A 20,736-nucleotide genomic window follows, 5' to 3' on the forward strand; every position below is an offset into this window, starting at 1 on the left:
AAATTGAATTGAAGTCCTATTTTTTTGTCTATCATTTAAAATTAGAAACATAATTCTTAGAGATTTTCAGCAGCTTCGCAAAATTGCAGTCCGGTTTTTTTAGGTTGAGTAAAGTGGGTGAAGTTGAGTTAGTGTTTCTCGGTCCCACTACTACCTGAGGGATTCTCCGGAAGCAAGTCCGGCCGCCTTAGTCTAGAAATGTCTGGTTTCACGAGAGTGGAACGAGTTCGTTCAGCTTTTCTTAGGGTCACTCTTTTTTATACCAAATCATTTGTGGACTAGTGGTGAAGGTGATATCAAAAGGTCGTTCTCCCATGACTTCACCATCAGCTTGGCCGTATTGAGGGATGGTGGAAACAATACGCAATTTGCTACTGTTAAAGTGATGATAGTATTTTGAGTTGGTATGGGTTTTGCGAATCAATTTGATAATCAGCCAAAAGATTTTAAACATGGCGATACGCTCGATAACTACGAGATCGATATTATTTTTATCCGCTTTGGCCATGGGGGCAATGGCTACTCCTCCGCCAAAGTAAGGATGGTTGGTGGTGGTACACAAAAAAGCTTTTTTGAAACTATGCTCAGTGCCATTGACTTCTACTAAAATGGGAAAGCCTTTTTGAGTGAATAAGACTTTAAGAATCGATGAAATGTAAGCTAAAGAGCCAAGGTTGTACTTATTAAGTTCTTTTTTGGCAAAGGAGGTGTTTGTCGCATTGACGATGGCTGCATCTAAACCGATCCCGACATTGTTAATTACCACGCCTTTTTCAGCTTGGATTTCCTCGTTATAAAAGAGTGTATTGATTTTGGTAGGCTCTTGGGCTTTGACGATTTGCCAGAAGGCTTTTTCTGGTTGACGGGAGAGGCCAATCCCTCGGGCGAAATCATTCCCTGAACCGCCGGGAATGTAACTGACAGGATAGTCGACGCCGAGGTGATAAAGTTCATTAAGTACTTGATGAAGTGTGCCATCGCCACCTATCACCATCAATAGGGGGAATGGCTGGTCAGCAGTTAGTGCTGGGTTTTGGGGGTCCCAAGCTTGTAGTGTCTCAGTGTTGACCAATTGGCGAATAATCTCTTGTTCATGGCCAGCGTATTCTGTGTAGTATAAGGTATGTTCAAATTGATTTTCTTGCAAAAGGGTGATGATTTTATCACCGATTTTTTGACCCCGACCACTGCCGGAAGCCTGATTAATCAATAGATGAAAATGAAATTTCATGGTCGGTTAAGTCTCCGTTCTCATTCATCGATAGGCTTGCGACACTGTTCAAAGCGGGGAGAATCAGGAAAAAACGAGCCAAAAATACCGATAGATCATGCTTTGGACATAAAAAAAGTGCCTAGCCTTACGTGGATGTATTTTAACAGAGGTTTTTCAGATTTCAAAGAAAAAGATTCTCCTTACCCCAGTAGGTCAGGCGAATCTCATGAGCGAATTTAGCAATTTTGGGTACAAAAATAGCCTAGTGAGTGTGTTTTGGTGTTTCTTCGGTACTTGCCTTTTTTTGTTACAAGGTTCTGATGTCCACTTGTATCAATTGGCTACACTCACTAGACCGGTTCAATTAGTAAGGAGTTACTCAAATTCCCACGTCCTTTGCTTTTTGTTCGTTCATAACAATTCTGTTCTTGCAGTTTATTTGGTGCCTTTGTTGCTTGCTGCACTTACTGGGAATTCCTATGACCCCTTACACCTATTTTATACCATATTCCAAGACTTTTTGCAACCCCTTACAAAAGCGTGCAGAGATGCTTAAAGGTAATTTAAACAATAGCCCGTCGCTTAGCTAGAGTAAAGTGAGCGTTTGAACTGTTTTTTAATTAAAAAAGCCATTTTAGTTTTTTTAACTATTAAGGGAGTCTGTCGTAAAGTATTGGCGAAAAGATTTCTTTTCCCGCATAAATCTGCTATACTGGCTTTCGTAATTGGGAGATGTCCCCGCGGTTCGTTTAACTACCATCCCGCGTTATCAAAACTAGGAGAAAGAAGGAAAAAACAATGCAAGAAAAAATCAACCGAACAGGCACGCTCTCAAACGTCCGTGTGCTAACCATCAATGGGGTGGTGGCGGCTCTTTATGTCGCGCTGTCCTTGATCACGCCTTTTGCTGCTGGACCGGTCCAGTTTCGAATTTCTGAGGCCCTCAATCATTTGGTAGTTTTTAACAAGAAATTTTTATGGGGAATTTTTTTGGGCTGTGTCCTATACAATGCTTTGTTTGGCTACGGCATGATGGATGTGCTTTTTGGTGGGGGGCAGACATTGTTGGCCTTGACAGCGACTAGCCTTTTGCAAAAGAAAATCGCTAATCCAAAACTACGCTTAGCAGCTAACACGTTGTTTTTCACAGCTAGTATGTTCTTGATTGCAATCATGTTGCACATCACTGCAGCGGCACCATTTTGGGCTACTTATGGAACGTTGGCCTTAAGTGAAGCAATCGTACTGGTACTTACGGCACCTTTGATGTATTTGCTAAATAGTAAACTACATTTTGCTGATCGATTTTAAGAAATCTTTAAATGGCGGCGTCGGGCTTACCTTGACGCTTCTTTTTTTTCGTGGTATTTTTAATTGTAGCGGTTTAGGTACTTTTGGTTTGAAGAAAGAGGAAACGATATGGCGACAAAAAAAGCAGCTTTGGCCTGCTCTGTCTGTGGCTCTCGGAACTATACAAAATCTGTGAGCGAAGGCAAAAAAGGCGAACGCCTCGAAATTAATAAATTCTGTAAATATTGCAACCAATATACGTTGCATCGGGAAACAAAATAACATTTATTTGCCTTGTGGGAGGTTTACTGATGAAATTTTTGAAAAGCGTCATCGCGGAAATGAAAAACGTGACATGGCCAACCAAGAAAGAATTGCGTAAAGATACGCTAGTGGTCATTGAGACATCCATCATCTTTGGGTTGATGTTCTTTATTATGGACTCGGCGATTCAAGCCTTGTTCGGTCTGATTTTAAAATAATTTAACTGGCGAGTTTTCTTAAAGGATGCTATAATACCAGTGAAGAAAAACTTCGGGTGACTGAGGTTTTTTTATTTTCCCAAGGATAGGAGTCCTACAAATGGAATCATTTGAACGCAATTGGTACGTGTTGCACACGTATTCTGGCTATGAAAATAAAGTCAAAGCTAACTTAGAATCCCGGGCCCAAAGTATGGGGATGGGGGACTACATCTTCCGAGTGGTAGTACCTGAAGAAACGGAAAAAGAAGTTAAAAACGGCAAAGAAAAAGAAATCGTGCATAAAACTTTCCCAGGTTATGTTTTGGTGGAAATGGTAATGACTGATGAGTCTTGGTATATTGTCCGTAATACCCCTGGTGTTACTGGCTTTGTCGGCTCTCATGGGGCAGGTAGTAAGCCGGCACCATTATTGCAAGAAGAAATCAACCACATCTTGCGAACAATCGGCATGAGCACCCGTCAAAGCGATTTGGATGTCGCTGTCGGGGATACTGTCCAAATCATCGAAGGGGCTTTCGCTGGTATGGAAGGTCAAGTGACGGAAGTTGATGAAGAACGCCAAAAACTAAAAGTTGCGGTGGAAATGTTTGGCCGGGAAACCAGTGCCGAATTAGACTTTGATCAAGTCGATAGCTTGTAAGAAGTACTCTTTTCCACGGAGATTTATTGGTTGTGAAATGATAGGCAATAATCACTGAATATGTTAAAAACAGCTTTAGCTACCTCTGAAATTGAGGAGCTAAAGCTGTTTTTTCATAGATAAAGAGCTTACAAAAAATTAAGCTCCAAAAAGCCTGCTGGTTCAGGAATTGAGTGGCTTATCATGCCGTCATTGTGATGCCCGAAAAAGGTGAAATTTGACTTAAAATAATTGAGTTACCGCAGTCTTTTAGCGAGATATAAGACTAGGTCATCATCGTTGCGACAAGGCTCGCCCATAGCTAGTCTGCGGTTGTGGTACCAGACGCCAGAGCCATCGGGAAGGTAACCACGTTTACAGTAGAGACGTTGCGCTGGGCCATAGCCAGGATGGAGGCCGACACCTAAAGTGACTATGTCAGAAAAGCTTTTAGCGGTGTTTTCCGCCTGTTGTAGTAGTCGATTACCGATTCCTTGTCGTTGAAAGGCTTCGAAAACATTAAAATCAGCAATCTCGGGGTAGCGGTTTTCAAAAGGACCATGTAAGGCGGAGGGGAGCAAAGTGACATAACCTGCGACTTCCCCTGCAGTTTCAGCGACAAAGACCCAGCGCTGGCCAGTTTGTTGTTGCTTAAAATAGTCGGTCAAGCTTTCATGACGGGAACCCCAATGTTGCTTTAGAAATTGGTTGTCGATTGCAGAAATATCGGATGCCGTCATGGCACGAAGTTGGTAAGGGGGAATCATTTTTGGTTACCTCGAGGACTTGGAGCAAGTGATTTTAATAGCATCTCAGTCCAATTTTCTGTGTAGTTGACTTTAATCTTTTGGTAAATCGTTGGTTGAGTCACCCCTTCAATCATGGCTTGCATATAAATCATCAGAAATTCATCGGAATATTTAAGGTCAATTTTACCTTCTTTGCGACCTTGATGGAAAAGGTCCAACATCAAATTGTAAGAATTTTGGGTATACTCTTCCATCGCTTGGGCAAATGGAGAAGCATCCTTTTTGGTATAGTAGCTCATTAAATCTTGGTAAAATTGGTCACCAGCTTGTTCCAACATCTCAGTTTTTAGACGCGCCATGGTCATCAGCTGTTCTTCAAAGGGACGGGGGATTGCGAGTTCTTCTGTCGCTTTGGCACGCATCTGTTCGATAAAGTGCAGAAAAACTTCTTGGATCAGATTTTCCTTACTTTCAAAATATTTGAAAATCGTTGCCTTGGCGGTGTGGGAGCGTTCAGCAACGGCGCTCATAGTCAAACCTGCAACGCCAGCTGGGGTGTTCATCAGTTCGAAAGCAGCTTGGAGAACTTGAGCTTTCTTTTTAGCGGTACGCTTTTCAAAGCCGTTCAAAGACGTCACCTTCTCATTCATTTATTCTTCCTATATTATAACGCGTTTTTTCTGAACCGCAAAGAAAAAATAGTTTAAAATTATGGCTCATATTCGTTGACAAAGGGTCTAAACAAGCATAATATTGGACCCGAAAAGAAGTTTCGGTTTAAAACTTCTGCCGATAGCCGATCCAGTTTAATTAAAAAAGTGAGGGATTTTAAAAATGGAAGAGATTGTCAAAGTTGTTGGGTTACAAAAAAGTTTTGGTAAATTTCAAGCGTTAAAAGATGTCAGCTTTTCAGTAAATCGTGGGGAAGTTGTTGGCTTTATTGGACCCAATGGTGCTGGTAAATCCACTACGATCCGGACGATTCTTGGGATTATCAAAAAAGATGCTGGTGAAGTGACGGTTTTTGGCAAAGATGCTTGGAAAGATAACATTGAAATTCACAAAGACTTGTCATATGTCCCAGGGGATGTGGCTTTGTGGGGCAATCTCACTGGTGGCGAAATTATTGATTTGTTCATGAAACTCCATGGTGGTGGCGATCAGGCAACTCGCGAGCGGCTGATCCAAAAATTTGAGTTGGACCCTAAGAAAAAAGCCAAGAGTTATTCCAAAGGTAACCGGCAAAAAGTGGGCTTGATTGCAGCTTTGTCGGTGGAATCAGAATTGTATATTTTAGATGAACCGACCTCGGGATTAGATCCGTTGATGGAAGCTGTGTTCCAAGAAGAAGTCGAAAAATTGAAGCAGGCGGGCAAATCAATTTTGTTGTCCTCGCATATACTCAGTGAAGTGGAACGTTTGGCGGATAAAGTCGTGATCATTCGTGAAGGTAAAGTAGTGGAAAGCGGTACACTAGATGAAATGCGTCATTTGACTCGCTCGACGGTGACGGTAGCGACTCAAGGAGATATTGCGGTATTGGCACAAGTGCAAGGGGTCCATGACTTTGTCCAAAAAGGGCAACAAGCGACATTTTCGATTGATAATCAACACCTGAATGCCTTGTTAGCCGCTAGTAGTCAACTTAAGGTGACGAAGTTTGAAGTCGTGCCTCCGACTCTGGAAGATTTGTTCATTCGCCATTATGAGCATTAAGTAGGAGAAAGGAAAAGGGTGACGACTGGTGAAAGAGAAATTTGCATTGTGGTATTTATTGTTTTTAGAATACATCAAGCGAGATTGGAAAAAAATCTTGTTTTGGGTGGTGGGCTTAGCAGCCTTTAGTGGTGGATTTGCCCCTTACTTTGATGATATCGCTCAGGGCTCTGGCTTGGTAGGAATGTATGAAACCATGCAGAATCCGGCTATGATGGCAATGGTCGGGCCGACTCCGATTACGAATAGTGGCGACTATACCATCGGGGCCATGTACGCCAACGAAATGTTATTGTTTTGTGGCTTGTTTGCGATGATTATTTCCGTCTTACACGTGGTGGGGCACACTCGTAAAGAAGAAGACCTGGGTTTGCAAGAATTGATTCGCTCATTTCGCGTGGGGCGCCAAGCAAATTCCCTTGCCGTAATATTGGAAAATACCCTGATTAATGTACTGGTTGGCGTAGGGACAGCGGCACTTTTGATTAGTTTTGATATGAGTAGCATTGATGTTACCGGTAGTCTCCTATTTGCTGCTTCGATTGCTTTAGCAGGTATTCTCGGTGGGGTTTTAGGCTTATTGGTCGCCCAAATCATGGCGACTTCAGCAGGAGCTACGGGTGGTGCCCTCTCCATAGTTGGGGTGTTGTATCTACTTCGGGCCGTGACGGATGTCTCGCATGTCCAATGGTCAATGGTCAATCCTATGGGCTGGACGTACTTAACCTATCCTTTCACAGAAAATCGTTGGTATCCAATAGTCTTTGGAGTGATTTTTGCTCTTGTAGTGACGCTGATTGCCTTTTTGTTGGAAGGCAATCGGGACTTAAGTGATGGCTATCTCCCAGAGTGGGAAGGTCGTGGCAAAGCACCGCGGTCTTTGTTGTCAGTGCCAGGCTTGCTTTTCCGCAATAATCGTGGAGTAGCGCTAGGTTGGTTGATTGGTTACGGTGTAATGGGGTTAGCTTATGGCTCAATTTATGGGGATATGCAAACTTTTATGGAAGGCAATGACCTGATGAAACAAATGTTTACCCATAGCGGCATTTCTTTGGAAGCTTCCTTTACGGCGACGATTATGATGGTAATGATTGGCTTAGCGGTGATTTTACCAGTGGTGGTCATTAACAAACTCTACGCTGCTGAAACGCGCCTCTATCTTAGTCAAATTTTTGCCACTAAAGTTTCGCGAGGTCAATTATACTGGTGGAATATGATTTTAGCTTTTCTCTTTGCTTTGTTGGCTATTTTGATTTCCGCAGGGGGCCTCGGCGGTTCAGCTTTAGCGGTGATGAGTACCAAAACGACGTTGACGATGGCTAGTTTTATGGAAGCCGGCCTGAATTATTTACCGGTGATTCTGTTTTTTATGGGGTTGGCAGGCTTGGTTTTAGGCTTTGCACCAGGCTTAGGTAAACTGATCTATGCTTACTTGGGTTATTCTTTTGCGATTAGTTATTTTGGGGGGATTTTGGATTTACCGACTTGGGTGAACAAAACCTCTGCGCTAAATTGGCCTGCTCGGATGCCGATGGAAGACTTTGATTGGGTGCCCTTTGCGCTAACCCTGGCAGTCAGCCTGGTGATGATCATCATGGGGGCAATTGGCTATCGTAACCGAGATTTAAAAGAGGGTGCCTGATTAATAGACAAATAGCTTTTGAGCTCGTAGAAAAATTTCTGCGAGCCTTTTTTAGCACCTAAAAGCGGATTAAATTTTTCTTTTTTTAAAACAGCCTCTATTTCGAGACGTCGCTTTCTGATTGAGATTCTTGATGATGGAAAAACAGTTGGAGTGATGGTAGTGTTTTAAGGTAAAAAAAATTTTCCGAAAGTTATTGACCGATTCAGTCATTCGTGCTATTCTTTACTCGTGAAATCGGAAACGTTTCCAGTCCGTATAAGATGCCAGGCATCCCTTTTTTTGGAACAAAGTGGAAACGTTTCTAAAATAATAGTGGGAGGGAATTAAGTTGGAGAAAGCGACCCTTGAACCAGGAAGAAAGATGAAGGTGAAGCCGATGGGGAAAACTTCAAAATGGAGTAATTTGCAGAAACGCCTACGCCGAGATAAGTGGATGTACGCCTTATTGTTACCAGGTGTTGTCTTGACGGTGATTTTCAAATACGTGCCGATGTACGGTGCGATTATTGCTTTTAAGGATTACAACCCGATGTTGGGAATTATGGAAAGTCCGTGGGTGGGGTTAGCCCATTTCAAAGAGTTTATCGGCTCACCAAATTTTGGGATGCTTTTAGGCAATACGTTGAAAATCAGTGTCTATGGTTTACTGCTTGGTTTCTTCCCGCCGATTTTATTGGCGCTGGGTCTCAATCAGATTCTCAATAAAAAAATCAAGCAAAAGCTGCAATTGATTCTATATGCACCGAATTTTATCTCTGTCGTAATTATTGTCGGGATGTTGTTTCTGTTCTTATCTGCCAACGGGCCAATCAATGGTTTGGTAGCCAAGTTCACTGGTCAACCCATCATGTTTATGTCCAATCCTGCTTATTTTCGAACCATCTATATTTTGTCGGGGATCTGGCAAGGCATGGGGTGGGCATCGATTCTTTATACCGCAACTTTGGCTGGAGTTAGTACGGATTTGTATGAAGCGGCCAACATTGATGGAGCCAACATTTTGCAAAAGATTTGGCATATTGATTTGCCTGCCTTAAAGCCAGTGATGGTCATCAACTTTATCCTTTCCGCTGGTAATATCATGAATGTCGGCTATGAAAAAGCTTATTTGATGCAAACGTCGATGAATATCCCAACTTCTGAAATTATCTCAACTTATGTTTATAAAGTTGGTTTGCAATCTGGGGATTATGCCTATTCGGCAGCGGTGGGCCTGTTCAATATGATTATCAACGTGATTTTGTTGTTGCTGGTGAACAATATTACCAAACGTCTAAATGAGGGCGAAGGATTATAAAAAGGAGGAACACAATATGAACGCCAATGCTTTTTCTAAATTTGATCAACGTATTTTGTGGGTCAATCGCATCATCGTGGCTTTTCTAGTATTGATTACCATCATTCCTTTAGTCTATGTGGTGATCGCTTCCTTTATGGATCCAGCCACTCTGATCAATAAAGGGCTGAGCTTTAATCCCAAAGATTGGACGGTCCAGGGCTATCAGCGGGTTTTCGCAGATGATTCCATCATCCGTGGCTTTTTAAATTCCCTATTTTACTCTTTTAGTTTTAGCTTATTGACCGTCTTTATCACCATGTTGACGGCATACCCTTTGTCAAAACCTGATCTTGCTGGGAAAGGAATCATCATGACCTTTTTCGTCATTACGATGTTTGTCGGTGGCGGCTTGATTCCGACTTATTTATTGGTGAAAAATCTAGGGATGTTAGATACGGTGTGGGCCTTGATCGTCCCAGGCGCGATCAATGTTTGGAATATCATCTTGGCTCGGACCTATTTTAGCGCTTTACCAAAAGAGCTGTCTGAAGCAGCGACGATTGACGGCGCCAATGATTTGCAAATTCTTTTCAAAGTGATGTTGCCACTAGCAAAACCGATTATGTTCGTCTTATTCTTGTATGCTTTTGTCGGTCAATGGAATTCCTACTTTGATGCCATGATTTATATCAAGGATCCCGATTTGCAACCACTGCAGTTAGTCTTACGAAATATCCTGATTCAAAATCAACCTTCCCAAGACATGGTGGGGGCCAATACCGCGATGGCTGAAATGAAGCAGATTGCTGAATTAATCAAGTATGCCACCATCGTCATTAGTAGTTTGCCTTTGATTGTGATGTATCCCTTCTTCCAAAAATATTTTGATAAAGGGGTTTTGGTGGGCTCGGTCAAAGGCTAAACTCACCGTTTGTAGCAAATATTGTCAGAACACATTAAATGAAGATAGGAGCAAAAGGAATGAAAACAACGAAATGGTTTGTCCCAGTAATTTTGGCTTGCACTTTGGTTTTAGGAGCTTGTGGTGGCTCGAAAAAAGAAAATGCCAAGTCTAGTCCCGATTACGAATTAAAAAATGTCAGCTTTCCCTTGGCAGAAAAAACGAGTTTAAAGATGATCTCCCAAAGTGCGGCTTTGGCCCCAAAAGATCCCAATGATAAATTGATTTTTCAACGGTTGGAAGAAGAGACCAATCTCCACATTGATTGGACCAACTACAATGCTGATTTTGCTGAAAAACGCAATTTGGATATTGCCAGTGGGGATTTACCTGATGCTATTTTCAATGCCGCTGCTGGAGACTATGACTTACTAAATTGGGCAGAAAGTGGTGTCATTGTTCCAGTAGAAGATTTAATCGATCAATATATGCCAAACTTGCAAAAAATCTTTGAGGAAAATCCTGAATACCGACAGTTGTCCACTGCTCCAGATGGTCACATTTATTCTTTTCCTTGGATTGAAGAATTAGGAGCAGACAAGGAATCAATTCACACCGTCAATGATATGGCGTGGATTAATACAGAATGGCTGGCTAAGTTGGGGTTGGAGATGCCGCAAACTACTGATGAACTGCTGACGGTTTTAGAAGCCTTCAAAACCCAAGATCCCAATGGCAATGGGGAAGCCGATGAAATTCCTTTTAGCTTTATCAACAATGGCGGAAATGAAGATTTGAAATTTCTGATGGGGGCTTTCGGGCTAGGAGACAATGACGATCACCTCATCGTGGACAATGACGGTAAAGTACAGTTTACCGCCGACAAAGAGGGTTACAAAGATGCAGTGAAATACTTCAATACCATGTATGAAAAAGGGCTAATCGACAACGAAGCTTTTGAACAAGATTGGAACACCTATGTTGCCAAAGGGAAAGAACACAAATACGGCGTCTATTTCACTTGGGACAAAGCCAATATCACGGGTGCGGATGATAGCTACGATGTTTTGCCAGTTTTGGCCGGACCAACGGGTACCAAACATGTGACGCGGACTAACGGCATGGGCTTCTCCCGTGATCGCTTTGTCATCACCAGCGCCAATAAAAACTTGGAATTGACCGCCAAATGGGTGGACAAAATGTATGAACCGTTGCAATCGGTCCAAAATAACTGGGGCACATATGGAGATACTGAACAAGCCAATATCTTTGAGTTGCAAGATGGCATGCTCAAGCACTTACCATTAGAGGGAACGGCACCAGGAGAACTACGGCAAAAAACTGAAGCGGCCGGTCCTTTGGCGGTCTTGGATTCCTACTACGACACCGTCACCACCATGCCAGATGATGCCAAATGGCGTTTGGATTTGATGCACGAAACTTACTTGCCATATATCACAGACGACACTATCTATCCAAAAGTTTTTTTGTCAAAAGAAGATACGGACCGGCTGGCGAAAATTGAAACGGATATGTGGGACTTTATTTACCGCAAGCGAGCAGAATGGATTACCAATGGCCAAATCGAGGCAGAGTGGGACGCGTATTTGGCTGAATTAAACCGAGTAGGCCTACCAGAATGGCTAGAAATCAAACAAGCAGGCTATGATAGCTTTGTGGAAGGAGCGCAATAAGTGTTAGTTGAAGAAACTGCGATTTTGGATAAAGCCGATCGCTATATCGAAATGATGCAAGGCAAAGTCAATCCGGAATATCGGCAAGGATACCATTTGATGGCACCAGTCGGCTGGATTAATGATCCAAATGGTTTTGTCTATTTTCAAGGGTACTATCACCTTTTTTATCAGTATTATCCTTACGATAGCAAGTGGGGGCCCATGCATTGGGGGCATGCCCGCAGCCGGGATTTGGTTCATTGGGAAGAGTTGCCAGTGGCGTTGGCACCTGACCAAGTTTATGACAGAGGGGGGTGCTTTTCAGGTAGTGCCATCGAAAAAGAAGGAAAGTTGTTCTTGTTTTACACCGGTTGTCAGGAAGTTTGCGGCGTGGTGCATCAACATCAATGTTTGGCGGTGTCTTCCGATGGCATCCATTTCACGAAGTTTGCGGCCAATCCGATCGTAGCTGAGGCAGAACTTGGCGACTATGGAGCCATTCAAGATTTTCGGGACCCGAAAGTTATCCGCCATGAGGAGCGCTACTATATGGTCGTGGCCACAAAAACCGCGGATAGTCGGGGCCGCATCGTGATGTTTGAATCTGAAGACTTGTTCCAGTGGCGGTTCTTCTCTGTTTTATTGGAAGGAACGGCGGAACAAGGGATTATGTGGGAGTGCCCCGATCTCTTTTCATTGGATGGCCGAGATGTCTTAATTATGTCCCCAATTCAAATTCAACAACAAGGCTTGGAGTATCATAATATCAGCTCTACTGTGGCTTGGATTGGTGAAGTCGATTGGGAGACAGGCAAGATGCAGGTGGCAAATTTCCATGAGATTGATTTTGGAATGGACTTTTATGCTCCCCAGACTACGGAAGATCCACAAGGCCGGCGTATCATGGTCGCTTGGATGCAGATGTGGGACCGCACGCTACCAACCCATGATTTGGGGCATCAATGGGCGGGGTCTATGACGTTGCCCCGGGAGCTCCGGGTCAAGAAAGACCGCCTAGTGCAAAAGCCTGTGTCTACGGTGTACAGCCAATTGATTTATCAACAAGGCACGGAAAACATTCAGGTGGGAGAAACGCCGGTAGTCTTTCGCAATGCCTTGAGTGATCAAACCTACTTGCATTTGGTAGCAGATTTAAGCCACGGGGAAGTCTTTCAGATTGGCTTGATGTCCTCCGCTAAAGAAGCTTTGCAACTGACCTATGATGTCTTTAGTGAAACCTTTGAAATGAATCGAGAAAATTTTGGTCGCCCATTGATTGGGTCAGAAAAAGTACCGGTGAATTCTCGTAAAGTTAAAGTGCCATTAATCGATGGGCAGCTAGTCTTGGAAATCTTCCGCGATACCTCATCACTGGAAATCTTTATCAATGGTTTGGAAGTGATGACTGGGACCTTTTATGAAGTGGTCAAAGGGCGTGATCTCGTCTTCAGCGGGGTGGGAGATATGCGGATTTTGGCTTTGGAAACGGCAACGATTAAAGAAGCGTAAGATAACTAGGACTTGACTTCGGGGCAAATCCCACAGGATGAGCTACCAGTTTCTTTCTCAAAGCAGCAACGGCCTTCATTTTAAAATCTCTTGCTTTTATCAACGAGGTCTTGGTATTTTGGAAAAAGCATAGTATTTTGCTGATTTTTTCAATATACTAAAGAAACGAGAAAGGTGAGGAGACAGGATGAAAGCAACGATGAAAGAAGTCGCCAAATTGGCAGGAGTTGGTGTGGGAACGGTGTCCCGGGTATTGAATAACGGCGCCGTGAAGCCTGCTACCCGCGCCAAGGTAGAAGAAGCGATGCGCCAGTTGAATTATCAACCGGATTTTTATGCCCGTGGCTTGAAGATGAAACATACCCAGACCATCGCCTTGATTTTACCTACTGTGTGGCATCCTTTCTTTGGTGAGTTTGCTTATCACGTGGAGACGGCATTGGCTCAGCGGCATTACAAGTTGTATTTGTGTAATTCCAGTGGGGATAGTGCCAAAGAACAAGAATATATCCAGATGGTGACGCAAAACAAGGTCGATGGCATCATTGGCATCACCTATTCGGATATTGATGAATATATTTCTAGCAATCTTCCTTTTGTCAGCATTGACCGCTACTTTACGGAAGACGTAATCTATGTGACGGCTGACAATGCAGCGGGGGGACGCTTAGCTGCTAACGAACTGGCTAAGCGGGGCTGCCGCAAAGTAGCATATATTGGCGGATACCAAGAAACGCCCAATGAGACCAAAAGTCGCCGAAAATATTTTGAAATTGAATGTCGCAAACTAGGGATTGCTTATGAATCTTTGGATATGCTGGAGCCGTTGGAGCATGTTCCGGAAAAAGTGGCAGCTTTCTTGGAAAAAGAGCCAGATATTGAGGGGATTTTTACCATTAATGATCCAATGGCGCTGTCAGTGGTTGCGGTCCTTGAACAAATGGGAAAAAGCGTTCCTGAGGATGTTCAAGTGATTGGGTTTGACGGTCAAAAAATGACTGAAGGAGATGGTTATCTCGTCTCCACCATCGTTCAGCCTACCAAAATGATGGCCGAAGCGGCGGTATCTAAGCTTTTAGCAGTGATAAATGGAGAAACTGTTGAAAAGCGAACTGTTTTACCAGTGAGTTTTGGGGCAGGGGGTACGACCAAAGAATTAACCTGAGTTAAAAGAAAAACAACGTAAAAGAGCATTTCCGATAAGTATTGGGAGTGCTCTTTTGTGAGAAGAGTAAAGGAAGCGTGATGAAAATGTTATTTGGTGGAATTGAAGCAGGAGGCACAAAATTTGTTTGTGGCGTCAGCGATGAACAGCTGCAAATCATTGAAAGAGTGAGTTTTCCAACGACTACGCCGGCAGAAACCATGGCACAAGTCTTGACGTTTTTCGATCAATATCAAGGACAATTGCAAGGGATTGGTGTCGGTTCGTTTGGCCCGATTGATATCAAGGAGAATTCCGCAACCTATGGCTATATTACCTCTACACCTAAATTGCCTTGGCAACAATATGATTTTGTCGGGACCTTGAAGGCAGCTTATGACTTACCAATCGCTTGGACGACGGATGTCAACGCTGCGTGCTATGGCGAATATGTTGCTGGTCATGGTCAAGGTTTGGAGAGTGTCATTTATTACACAATTGGGACTGGTGTTGGCGGTGGCGCAGTCGTACAAGGGGAATTTTTGTCAGGTTTCAGCCATCCGGAAATGGGCCATATGTTGATGCAACCCCACCCGGATGATGATTTTGCCGGCAACTGTCCCTTCCATCACAACTGCCTTGAAGGTCTTGCGGCCGGGCCAGCCATTGAAAAACGATTGGGAGTGAAAGCACAGACTTTGGCACCAGAAGAGCCATTTTGGAAAATCGAAGCAGATTATTTAGCTCAATGTGTCTATAACACGACATTGATGTATGCTCCTGAGCAAATTATCCTTGGGGGCGGCGTGATGAAACAACCCCAGCTTTTACCATTAGTGAAGGCTGCCTTTTTGAAAAAACTCCAAGGATACGTAGCGATTCCAGCCATCGATGAGTATTTGAAAACGCCGGCTTTAGGTGACAATGCTGGCTTAACCGGCTGCTTTGCTTTGGCGAAGAAAGCTGCTGACTCCTCAGTACCTTCTACGTCAGTGCTCTAAGAATCAAACTAAAAAATGCAAAGGTCTTGCTCCAAGTTCTATCAGAGGGACCTTTGCATTTTTTTATATGAAATTACTTTTGCTTTTCCAATATTTCTTTTTGCAATCGTTGTGCAGTTGGGGTCACAGCCAAGCCACCTTCAGCGGTCTCTTTAAAGATTGTCGGCATTTGGCGTCCGACTTGATACATGGCAGCGATGACTTCATCAGGAGGGATGACGCTCTCAATCCCTGCCAACGCCATATCAGCAGAAACCATCGCTTGGGAAGAACCTAGAGCGTTGCGTTTGACACAAGGGACTTCCACTAGACCGGCGACGGGATCACAAATCAAGCCCATCATATTTTTGATAGTGATGGCACAGGCGTGGGCGGCTTGGTGTGGGGTTCCGTTTTTCGCAGTAACCAAAGCCGCCGCTGCCATAGCTGCCGCTGAGCCAACTTCGGCTTGGCAACCTCCTTCAGCACCAGAGATTGAGGCATTGTTGGCAATTACCAATCCAAAGGCGCCCGCTGTAAATAGAAATTCCAATTGTTGTTGACGAGTCAGTCCTAGCTTTTCTCGGACAGCTACTAGAACGCCAGCAACCACACCGGCACTTCCGGCAGTAGGGGTGGCACAAATCAAGCCCATTTTAGCATTGACTTCGTTGACGGCAATGGCATTGCGGACAGCCTGAAGCAGGGTCTTCCCGCTATAAAATTCGCCGCCTTCAATATAAGCGTTGAGGCGGGGGGCATCTCCACCAGTTAGGCCAGTCACGGAGCGGACACCAGCGACACCCTCTGCAATCGAGTTTTCCATGACGGTTAAGTTTTTATCCATCAGACCCAAAATCTGTTGACGGCTCCGACCGGTCATTTCCATTTCAGTGGCGATCATTAATTCTGCTACGTTAGGATAGTGATTGGCTTGGGTTACAAGTTCAGCAATAGAAAAAAACATGAGATTCCTTCCTTTTTCGTGGGTTTAGTCGAAATAAGTAACATTGTAAATATGATCTAGTTGTTTAAGTTTTTCTTTGATATCTGGACGAGGTTCGTCCACTTCGATGATCATGATGGCTTTTTCCCCTTTGGATTCTCGGGTGACGGTCATGGTGCCGATGTTCACCGCCGCTTCGGAAAAAAGCTGAGTGACTTTGGCAATCATGCCTGGGACATCTTGATGGACGGTGATGAAGGTAGGGGTGCCCATGGTTAGGGAAATCTTAAAGCCGTTTAATTCACTGATTTGGATATTGCCTCCGCCGATGGAAATGCCGGTCACGGTCATTTTGCGATCACCTTTAGTTAGAAGCATTTTCACTGAATTAGGATGTTCGGCTTTTTCATTGCGAGGCACAAACAAGACTTCCATCTGGGATTCGTAAGCGATTTTGAGGGAATCTGCTAGCCGGGGGTCATCAGGAGCCATTCCCAAAAGACCACCGACCAAAGCTACGTCGGTACCGTGTCCACGATAGGTTTTGGCGAAGGATTCATAGAGATAGATGTCGACAGAATCTGGCTGTTCCCCGAAAATACTGCGAACGACTTTGCCAATGCGAGCAGCGCCAGCCGTATGAGAACTGGACGGGCCCACCATGATGGGGCCGATGATGTCGAATACACTTTTATATTTTAATTGATCCATGGCAGATACACCTCGTTGGTTAGAATGATTGTGATAAATGCTGTAATTATAGTAGTTAATAAAGCTGGTGCTGACTATTTCAGAGGTAGTGTAACACAAGTTGGTCCAGATGACAGGATTTGCTTTTTAAAATGTCCCTTTTTAAAGAAAAAATTAGCGAATCACCGTGATTTTTTAAAATAAAATAGTTATCTAAAAAAGCTTATAGCCAATAAATGACGCTTGTTTGACTTGGCGACTTTCGTAAGAGTGTTATACAATGAATGTAAACGTTTTATCTTGTTGCAAAAAAATAAGACACGGGGGCATTAGCGATGAAATTGATTATCGAAAAAGATTACCAAAGCATGAGTCGGGTGGCAGCCAATCTGTTGTTGGGGAAGATGTATAGCCAAGGTCGCGTCAATCTGGCGATTACTGCAGGGGCCACGCCTAAAGGAATGTATGACATCTTGATCCCAGAGGTTAAAGGACGGGACTACTTAAGCAATGTTCATTTTTATAATTTTGATGAAATTCCAATTCGTGGGTCGAAGCTAGGGGTTACGATGCAACATTTGACCGACCTCTTCTTTGAGCCAGCTGCTGTACTAAAGGAAAATATTCACGAATTAAATGAAACAAACTGGCAAGAACAAGATCAGCGCTTGGCGGAAGCTGGCGGTTTGGACTTGATTTTGATGGGAATCGGTGCAGATGGGCATTTTTGTGGGAATTTGCCTGGGACGACTCATTTTGGTGACGGGACTAGTCGCGTAGACGTGGATGAAGAGATGCAAAACTTATTGACGGAAGAAGTGGGGGGCGACAAGACAAAAGTGCCAGACTTCTACGTGACGATGGGGCCTCGTAGCGTGATGCAAGCCCGTCAACTCGTCTTATTTGCTAATGGTGCCAAAAAAGCCGCAATCATCAAGCAAGCCTTCTTTGGCCCGGTCACAGAAACAGTCCCATCATCGGTGATGCAACTCCATCCCAATCTGACAGTCATTTTAGATGAAGAAGCGGCGGCAGAGATTTTACCGCTGTTGTATTGATAGCGATGGCGTAGTTTCGTTTAGCGGAAAAATTAGCTATTGTTAGCTATTGATAGAAAAGATTGATAAAAGCTGGTCGGGTATACCGAGAGAGGGGCCGACCAGCTTTTTATTGTGCCAAATAGGAAAAGTAAATACTACTTGCAATTTTCCTCGAGGATGCTATAATATTTTGGTGTGTGTCAACACTATTTTTTGTGTTGCCATGGCGCACACGCATAAGCACCAAGGTTTCATACGTGGGAGGGGAAATCTTGATCCCCAATTAACCACATCACGGACTCAAGGAGGTATGTCTCGTGGCAAAAAAAGTAGAAAAACTCGTTAAACTGCAAATTCCTGCAGGGAAAGCAACACCAGCTCCCCCAGTAGGTCCTGCATTGGGTCAAGCAGGGGTTAACATCATGGGCTTCACCAAAGAATTTAACGCCCGCACCGCTGATCAAGCAGGTTTGATCATCCCTGTAGTGATCTCTGTATACGAAGACCGTTCATTCACCTTCGTTACCAAAACACCGCCAGCAGCAGTCTTGTTGAAAAAAGCGGCTAAGATTGAAAAAGGCTCAGGCGAACCAAACAAAACTAAAGTTGCATCAGTTACTCGCGATCAAGTTAAAGAAATCGCTGAGTTGAAAATGGAAGACCTAAACGCAGCTGACGTTGAAGCAGCTATGCGCATGGTTGAAGGAACTGCACGAAGCATGGGGATTACTGTCGACTAAGCTCGTCACCCCGATTACGTAGCTTCTCAGTTGGTTCTGTATTGAAAGATATGGAAAGACGTGGGAGGTCCTACCGTTATAACCACATCAAGGAGGAAACAAAATGGCTAAAAAGAGCAAAAAAATGCAAGATGCATTGAAAAAAGTTGACAATAGCAAAGCTTACTCTGTAGAAGAAGCTGTTGCATTGGCTAAAGATACAAACATCGCAAAATTCGACGCAACGGTTGAAGTGGCTTACCGCTTGAACGTTGACCCTAAAAAAGCTGACCAACAAATCCGTGGTGCAGTTGTACTGCCAAACGGAACTGGTAAAACTCAAAAAGTTTTGGTTTTTGCTAAAGGCGAAAAAGCAAAAGAAGCAGAAGCTGCTGGCGCTGATTTCGTAGGCGAAGGCGATATGGTTCAAAAAATCCAAGGTGGCTGGTTCGACTTTGATGTCGTCGTAGCAACTCCTGACATGATGGCCGAAGTCGGTAAATTAGGTCGGGTCTTGGGTCCTAAAGGCTTGATGCCAAACCCTAAAACTGGTACCGTAACAATGGACGTAACCAAAGCTGTTAACGAAGTAAAAGCTGGTAAAGTAACTTACCGCGTTGACAAAGCTGGTAACATCCATGTGCCGATTGGTAAAGTTTCTTTCGACAATGAAAAATTAGTTGAAAACTTTAAAACCATCCATGACACTTTAGTGAAGGCAAAACCTTCTGCAGCTAAAGGGATTTACATGCAAAACATCTCCATCACAACAACATTTGGACCTGGTATCCACGTAGATAGCGCTTCTTTCTAATTGAAAAAAGTGTAATGTCCAAATAAATTTAAAAGCTAAACTTGACTTGACTGCCTTTTCTATGATAAGGTAGTCAAGGTTAAAGTTTAACTGTACCGAAGACAGTAGGTGACGCAAGTCTTAATTTCCTACCGAGGACAACGTTGAGAACAGTCAATGGTCCCTCTATGTCTACGGTGGCATGGGGTTATTTTTTTGCCCTAACCCATCAAATCTTGGAGGTGAAATACAAATGAGTGAAGCAGCTATCGCTAAAAAAGCGCAATTAGTTGACGAAGTCGCTGAAAAATTTCAAGCAGCCGCATCTGTAGTCGTAGTTGACTATCGTGGGTTGACTGTAGATGAAGTGACTCGTTTACGTAAACAATTGCGTGACAACGGTGTGGAAATGAAAGTTATCAAAAACTCTATCCTTTCTCGCGCTGCCAAACAAGTAGGTCTTGACGGATTAGACGAAGTATTCACAGGTCCGACTGCCGTTGCTTTCAGTAACGAAGATGTCGTAGCCCCTGCGAAAATCATCGACGAATTCACAAAAGATGCGAAAGCTTTGGAAATTAAAGGTGGTATCATCGAAGGTAAAGTTTCATCAGTCGACGAAATGATCGCATTGGCAAAACTTCCAAACCGCGAAGGTCTCCTTTCTATGTTGCTGTCTGTATTGCAAGCGCCAGTCCGCAATGTTGCATACGCAGTCAACGCTGTTATCGAATCAAAAGACGGCGACGCAGCTTAATCGCAGCGTAGCATGAGTAATAACCAATAAAACTTACCTAAAATGGAGGAAATCAATCATGGCATTGAACATTGAAAACATTGTCGAAGAGCTTAAAGGCGCGACAATCCTTGAATTGAACGACTTAGTTAAAGCTATCGAAGAAGAATTTGGCGTATCTGCTGCAGCTCCTGTAGCAATGGCTGCTGGCCCTGCTGCTGCTGAAGAAGAACAAACTGAATTCACAGTTGAATTGACTGCAGCTGGCGACCAAAAAGTTAAAGTTATCAAAGCAGTTCGTGAAGCAACTGGCTTGGGCTTGAAAGAAGCTAAAGCAGTAGTTGATGGCGCTCCTGCACCAGTTAAAGAAGGCATCTCTAAAGAAGAAGCTGAAGCATTGAAAGCATCTTTGGAAGAAGTAGGCGCTTCTGTAACTTTGAAATAATCACTTTAACAAGTGTTGAAGATCGGTATTCCTGGTTTCACCAGGTGCCGGTCTTTTTTTTTCTTGAGAGAATCGTTTGAGTATTTTTGCCTTTGATTTATTCGTATTGAAGGAAGGTGCTGGAGGTGGACCACCTTCTTTTTCTTTTTTTGAAACAAATG

At 43.6% G+C, this 20,736-nt stretch carries 22 protein-coding genes and 1 other annotated feature; of the genes, 17 read left to right on the top strand and 5 right to left on the bottom strand.

Going from position 1 to position 20,736, the window contains the following annotated elements:
- Positions 1 to 247 precede the first annotated feature (247 nt).
- Positions 248 to 1,231, bottom strand: a complete 984-nt coding sequence (locus ACO03U_RS00005; RefSeq protein WP_204684963.1) for a diacylglycerol/lipid kinase family protein — start codon at positions 1,229 to 1,231, stop codon at positions 248 to 250.
- 780 nt (positions 1,232 to 2,011) lie between these two features.
- Here ACO03U_RS00005 and ACO03U_RS00010 point away from each other — a divergent pair.
- The 4 genes from ACO03U_RS00010 (at position 2,012) to nusG (ending at position 3,628) form a co-directional block, all read left to right on the top strand.
- Positions 2,012 to 2,524 (top strand): QueT transporter family protein, encoded by a 513-nt coding sequence (locus ACO03U_RS00010; protein ID WP_204684961.1) that lies wholly within the window; start codon positions 2,012 to 2,014, stop codon positions 2,522 to 2,524.
- A 108-nt stretch (positions 2,525 to 2,632) separates the two neighbouring features.
- Positions 2,633 to 2,785 carry a 50S ribosomal protein L33 gene (gene rpmG, locus ACO03U_RS00015; RefSeq protein WP_161870291.1) on the top strand — a complete coding sequence of 51 codons (153 nt, stop codon included), beginning with the start codon at positions 2,633 to 2,635 and terminating at the stop codon, positions 2,783 to 2,785.
- Positions 2,786 to 2,814: 29 nt separating this feature from the next.
- Entirely contained in the window at positions 2,815 to 2,985 is a 171-nt protein-coding gene (gene secE / locus ACO03U_RS00020; RefSeq protein WP_161870290.1) for a preprotein translocase subunit SecE, read from the top strand.
- Positions 2,986 to 3,085: 100 nt separating this feature from the next.
- Complete coding sequence (nusG, locus tag ACO03U_RS00025) at positions 3,086 to 3,628, top strand: transcription termination/antitermination protein NusG (RefSeq protein ID WP_161870289.1); 543 nt, start codon at positions 3,086 to 3,088, stop codon at positions 3,626 to 3,628.
- A gap of 236 nt (positions 3,629 to 3,864) precedes the next feature.
- On the opposite strand, the gene ACO03U_RS00030 is transcribed toward nusG, so the two are convergent.
- Both ACO03U_RS00030 and ACO03U_RS00035 read right to left on the bottom strand, forming a co-directional pair.
- Entirely contained in the window at positions 3,865 to 4,374 is a 510-nt protein-coding gene (locus tag ACO03U_RS00030) for a GNAT family N-acetyltransferase (protein WP_204684959.1), read from the bottom strand.
- On the bottom strand, positions 4,371 to 4,985 hold the full coding sequence (locus ACO03U_RS00035) for a TetR/AcrR family transcriptional regulator (RefSeq protein WP_204684990.1): 615 nt from the start codon (positions 4,983 to 4,985) through the stop codon (positions 4,371 to 4,373). The genes ACO03U_RS00030 and ACO03U_RS00035 overlap by 4 nt, the downstream gene beginning before the upstream one ends.
- A 205-nt stretch (positions 4,986 to 5,190) precedes the next feature.
- On the opposite strand from ACO03U_RS00035, the gene ACO03U_RS00040 reads away from it, so the two are divergent.
- From ACO03U_RS00040 to ACO03U_RS00075, 8 genes are all read left to right on the top strand, one after another.
- A complete protein-coding gene (locus ACO03U_RS00040) occupies positions 5,191 to 6,072 on the top strand; it encodes an ABC transporter ATP-binding protein (protein ID WP_204684957.1) in 882 nt (293 codons plus the stop codon).
- Between the two features lie 28 nt (positions 6,073 to 6,100).
- Positions 6,101 to 7,714: an ABC transporter permease gene (locus tag ACO03U_RS00045; RefSeq protein WP_204684955.1), complete on the top strand. Its 1,614-nt coding sequence runs from the start codon at positions 6,101 to 6,103 to the stop codon at positions 7,712 to 7,714.
- 364 nt (positions 7,715 to 8,078) lie between these two features.
- Entirely contained in the window at positions 8,079 to 9,014 is a 936-nt protein-coding gene (locus ACO03U_RS00050; RefSeq protein ID WP_204684989.1) for an ABC transporter permease, read from the top strand.
- A 16-nt stretch (positions 9,015 to 9,030) separates the two neighbouring features.
- Positions 9,031 to 9,918: a carbohydrate ABC transporter permease gene (locus ACO03U_RS00055; RefSeq protein ID WP_161870286.1), complete on the top strand. Its 888-nt coding sequence runs from the start codon at positions 9,031 to 9,033 to the stop codon at positions 9,916 to 9,918.
- Between the two features lie 59 nt (positions 9,919 to 9,977).
- Positions 9,978 to 11,591: an ABC transporter substrate-binding protein gene (locus tag ACO03U_RS00060; protein ID WP_204684953.1), complete on the top strand. Its 1,614-nt coding sequence runs from the start codon at positions 9,978 to 9,980 to the stop codon at positions 11,589 to 11,591.
- Entirely contained in the window at positions 11,592 to 13,082 is a 1,491-nt protein-coding gene (locus ACO03U_RS00065) for a glycoside hydrolase family 32 protein (protein ID WP_204684951.1), read from the top strand.
- Between the two features lie 187 nt (positions 13,083 to 13,269).
- A complete protein-coding gene (locus ACO03U_RS00070; RefSeq protein WP_204684949.1) occupies positions 13,270 to 14,247 on the top strand; it encodes a LacI family DNA-binding transcriptional regulator in 978 nt (325 codons plus the stop codon).
- Between the two features lie 86 nt (positions 14,248 to 14,333).
- Entirely contained in the window at positions 14,334 to 15,227 is an 894-nt protein-coding gene (locus ACO03U_RS00075) for an ROK family protein (protein WP_204684988.1), read from the top strand.
- Between the two features lie 73 nt (positions 15,228 to 15,300).
- On the opposite strand, the gene sdaAA is transcribed toward ACO03U_RS00075, so the two are convergent.
- Together sdaAA and sdaAB are read right to left on the bottom strand one after the other, a co-directional pair.
- Positions 15,301 to 16,173, bottom strand: a complete 873-nt coding sequence (gene sdaAA / locus ACO03U_RS00080) for an L-serine ammonia-lyase, iron-sulfur-dependent, subunit alpha (protein ID WP_204684947.1) — start codon at positions 16,171 to 16,173, stop codon at positions 15,301 to 15,303.
- A gap of 24 nt (positions 16,174 to 16,197) precedes the next feature.
- A complete protein-coding gene (sdaAB, locus tag ACO03U_RS00085) occupies positions 16,198 to 16,863 on the bottom strand; it encodes an L-serine ammonia-lyase, iron-sulfur-dependent subunit beta (RefSeq protein ID WP_204684946.1) in 666 nt (221 codons plus the stop codon).
- Between the two features lie 314 nt (positions 16,864 to 17,177).
- On the opposite strand from sdaAB, the gene ACO03U_RS00090 reads away from it, so the two are divergent.
- The 5 genes from ACO03U_RS00090 to rplL all read left to right on the top strand — a co-directional run bounded on the left by ACO03U_RS00090 (position 17,178) and on the right by rplL (position 20,575).
- Positions 17,178 to 17,900 carry a glucosamine-6-phosphate deaminase gene (locus ACO03U_RS00090; protein ID WP_204684945.1) on the top strand — a complete coding sequence of 241 codons (723 nt, stop codon included), beginning with the start codon at positions 17,178 to 17,180 and terminating at the stop codon, positions 17,898 to 17,900.
- Between the two features lie 299 nt (positions 17,901 to 18,199).
- Entirely contained in the window at positions 18,200 to 18,622 is a 423-nt protein-coding gene (gene rplK / locus ACO03U_RS00095) for a 50S ribosomal protein L11 (protein ID WP_161869885.1), read from the top strand.
- Between the two features lie 103 nt (positions 18,623 to 18,725).
- Positions 18,726 to 19,415 carry a 50S ribosomal protein L1 gene (gene rplA, locus ACO03U_RS00100; protein WP_161869884.1) on the top strand — a complete coding sequence of 230 codons (690 nt, stop codon included), beginning with the start codon at positions 18,726 to 18,728 and terminating at the stop codon, positions 19,413 to 19,415.
- Between the two features lie 77 nt (positions 19,416 to 19,492).
- Positions 19,493 to 19,618, top strand: a sequence feature (ribosomal protein L10 leader region).
- 29 nt (positions 19,619 to 19,647) lie between these two features.
- Positions 19,648 to 20,151 (top strand): 50S ribosomal protein L10, encoded by a 504-nt coding sequence (gene rplJ, locus ACO03U_RS00105; RefSeq protein WP_161869883.1) that lies wholly within the window; start codon positions 19,648 to 19,650, stop codon positions 20,149 to 20,151.
- A gap of 58 nt (positions 20,152 to 20,209) precedes the next feature.
- Positions 20,210 to 20,575: a 50S ribosomal protein L7/L12 gene (rplL, locus tag ACO03U_RS00110; RefSeq protein WP_161869882.1), complete on the top strand. Its 366-nt coding sequence runs from the start codon at positions 20,210 to 20,212 to the stop codon at positions 20,573 to 20,575.
- Positions 20,576 to 20,736 lie beyond the last annotated feature (161 nt).

The organism is Enterococcus diestrammenae (genome assembly GCF_049384045.1).
GTDB classification, from domain to species: Bacteria; Bacillota; Bacilli; order Lactobacillales; family Enterococcaceae; genus Enterococcus_C; species Enterococcus_C diestrammenae.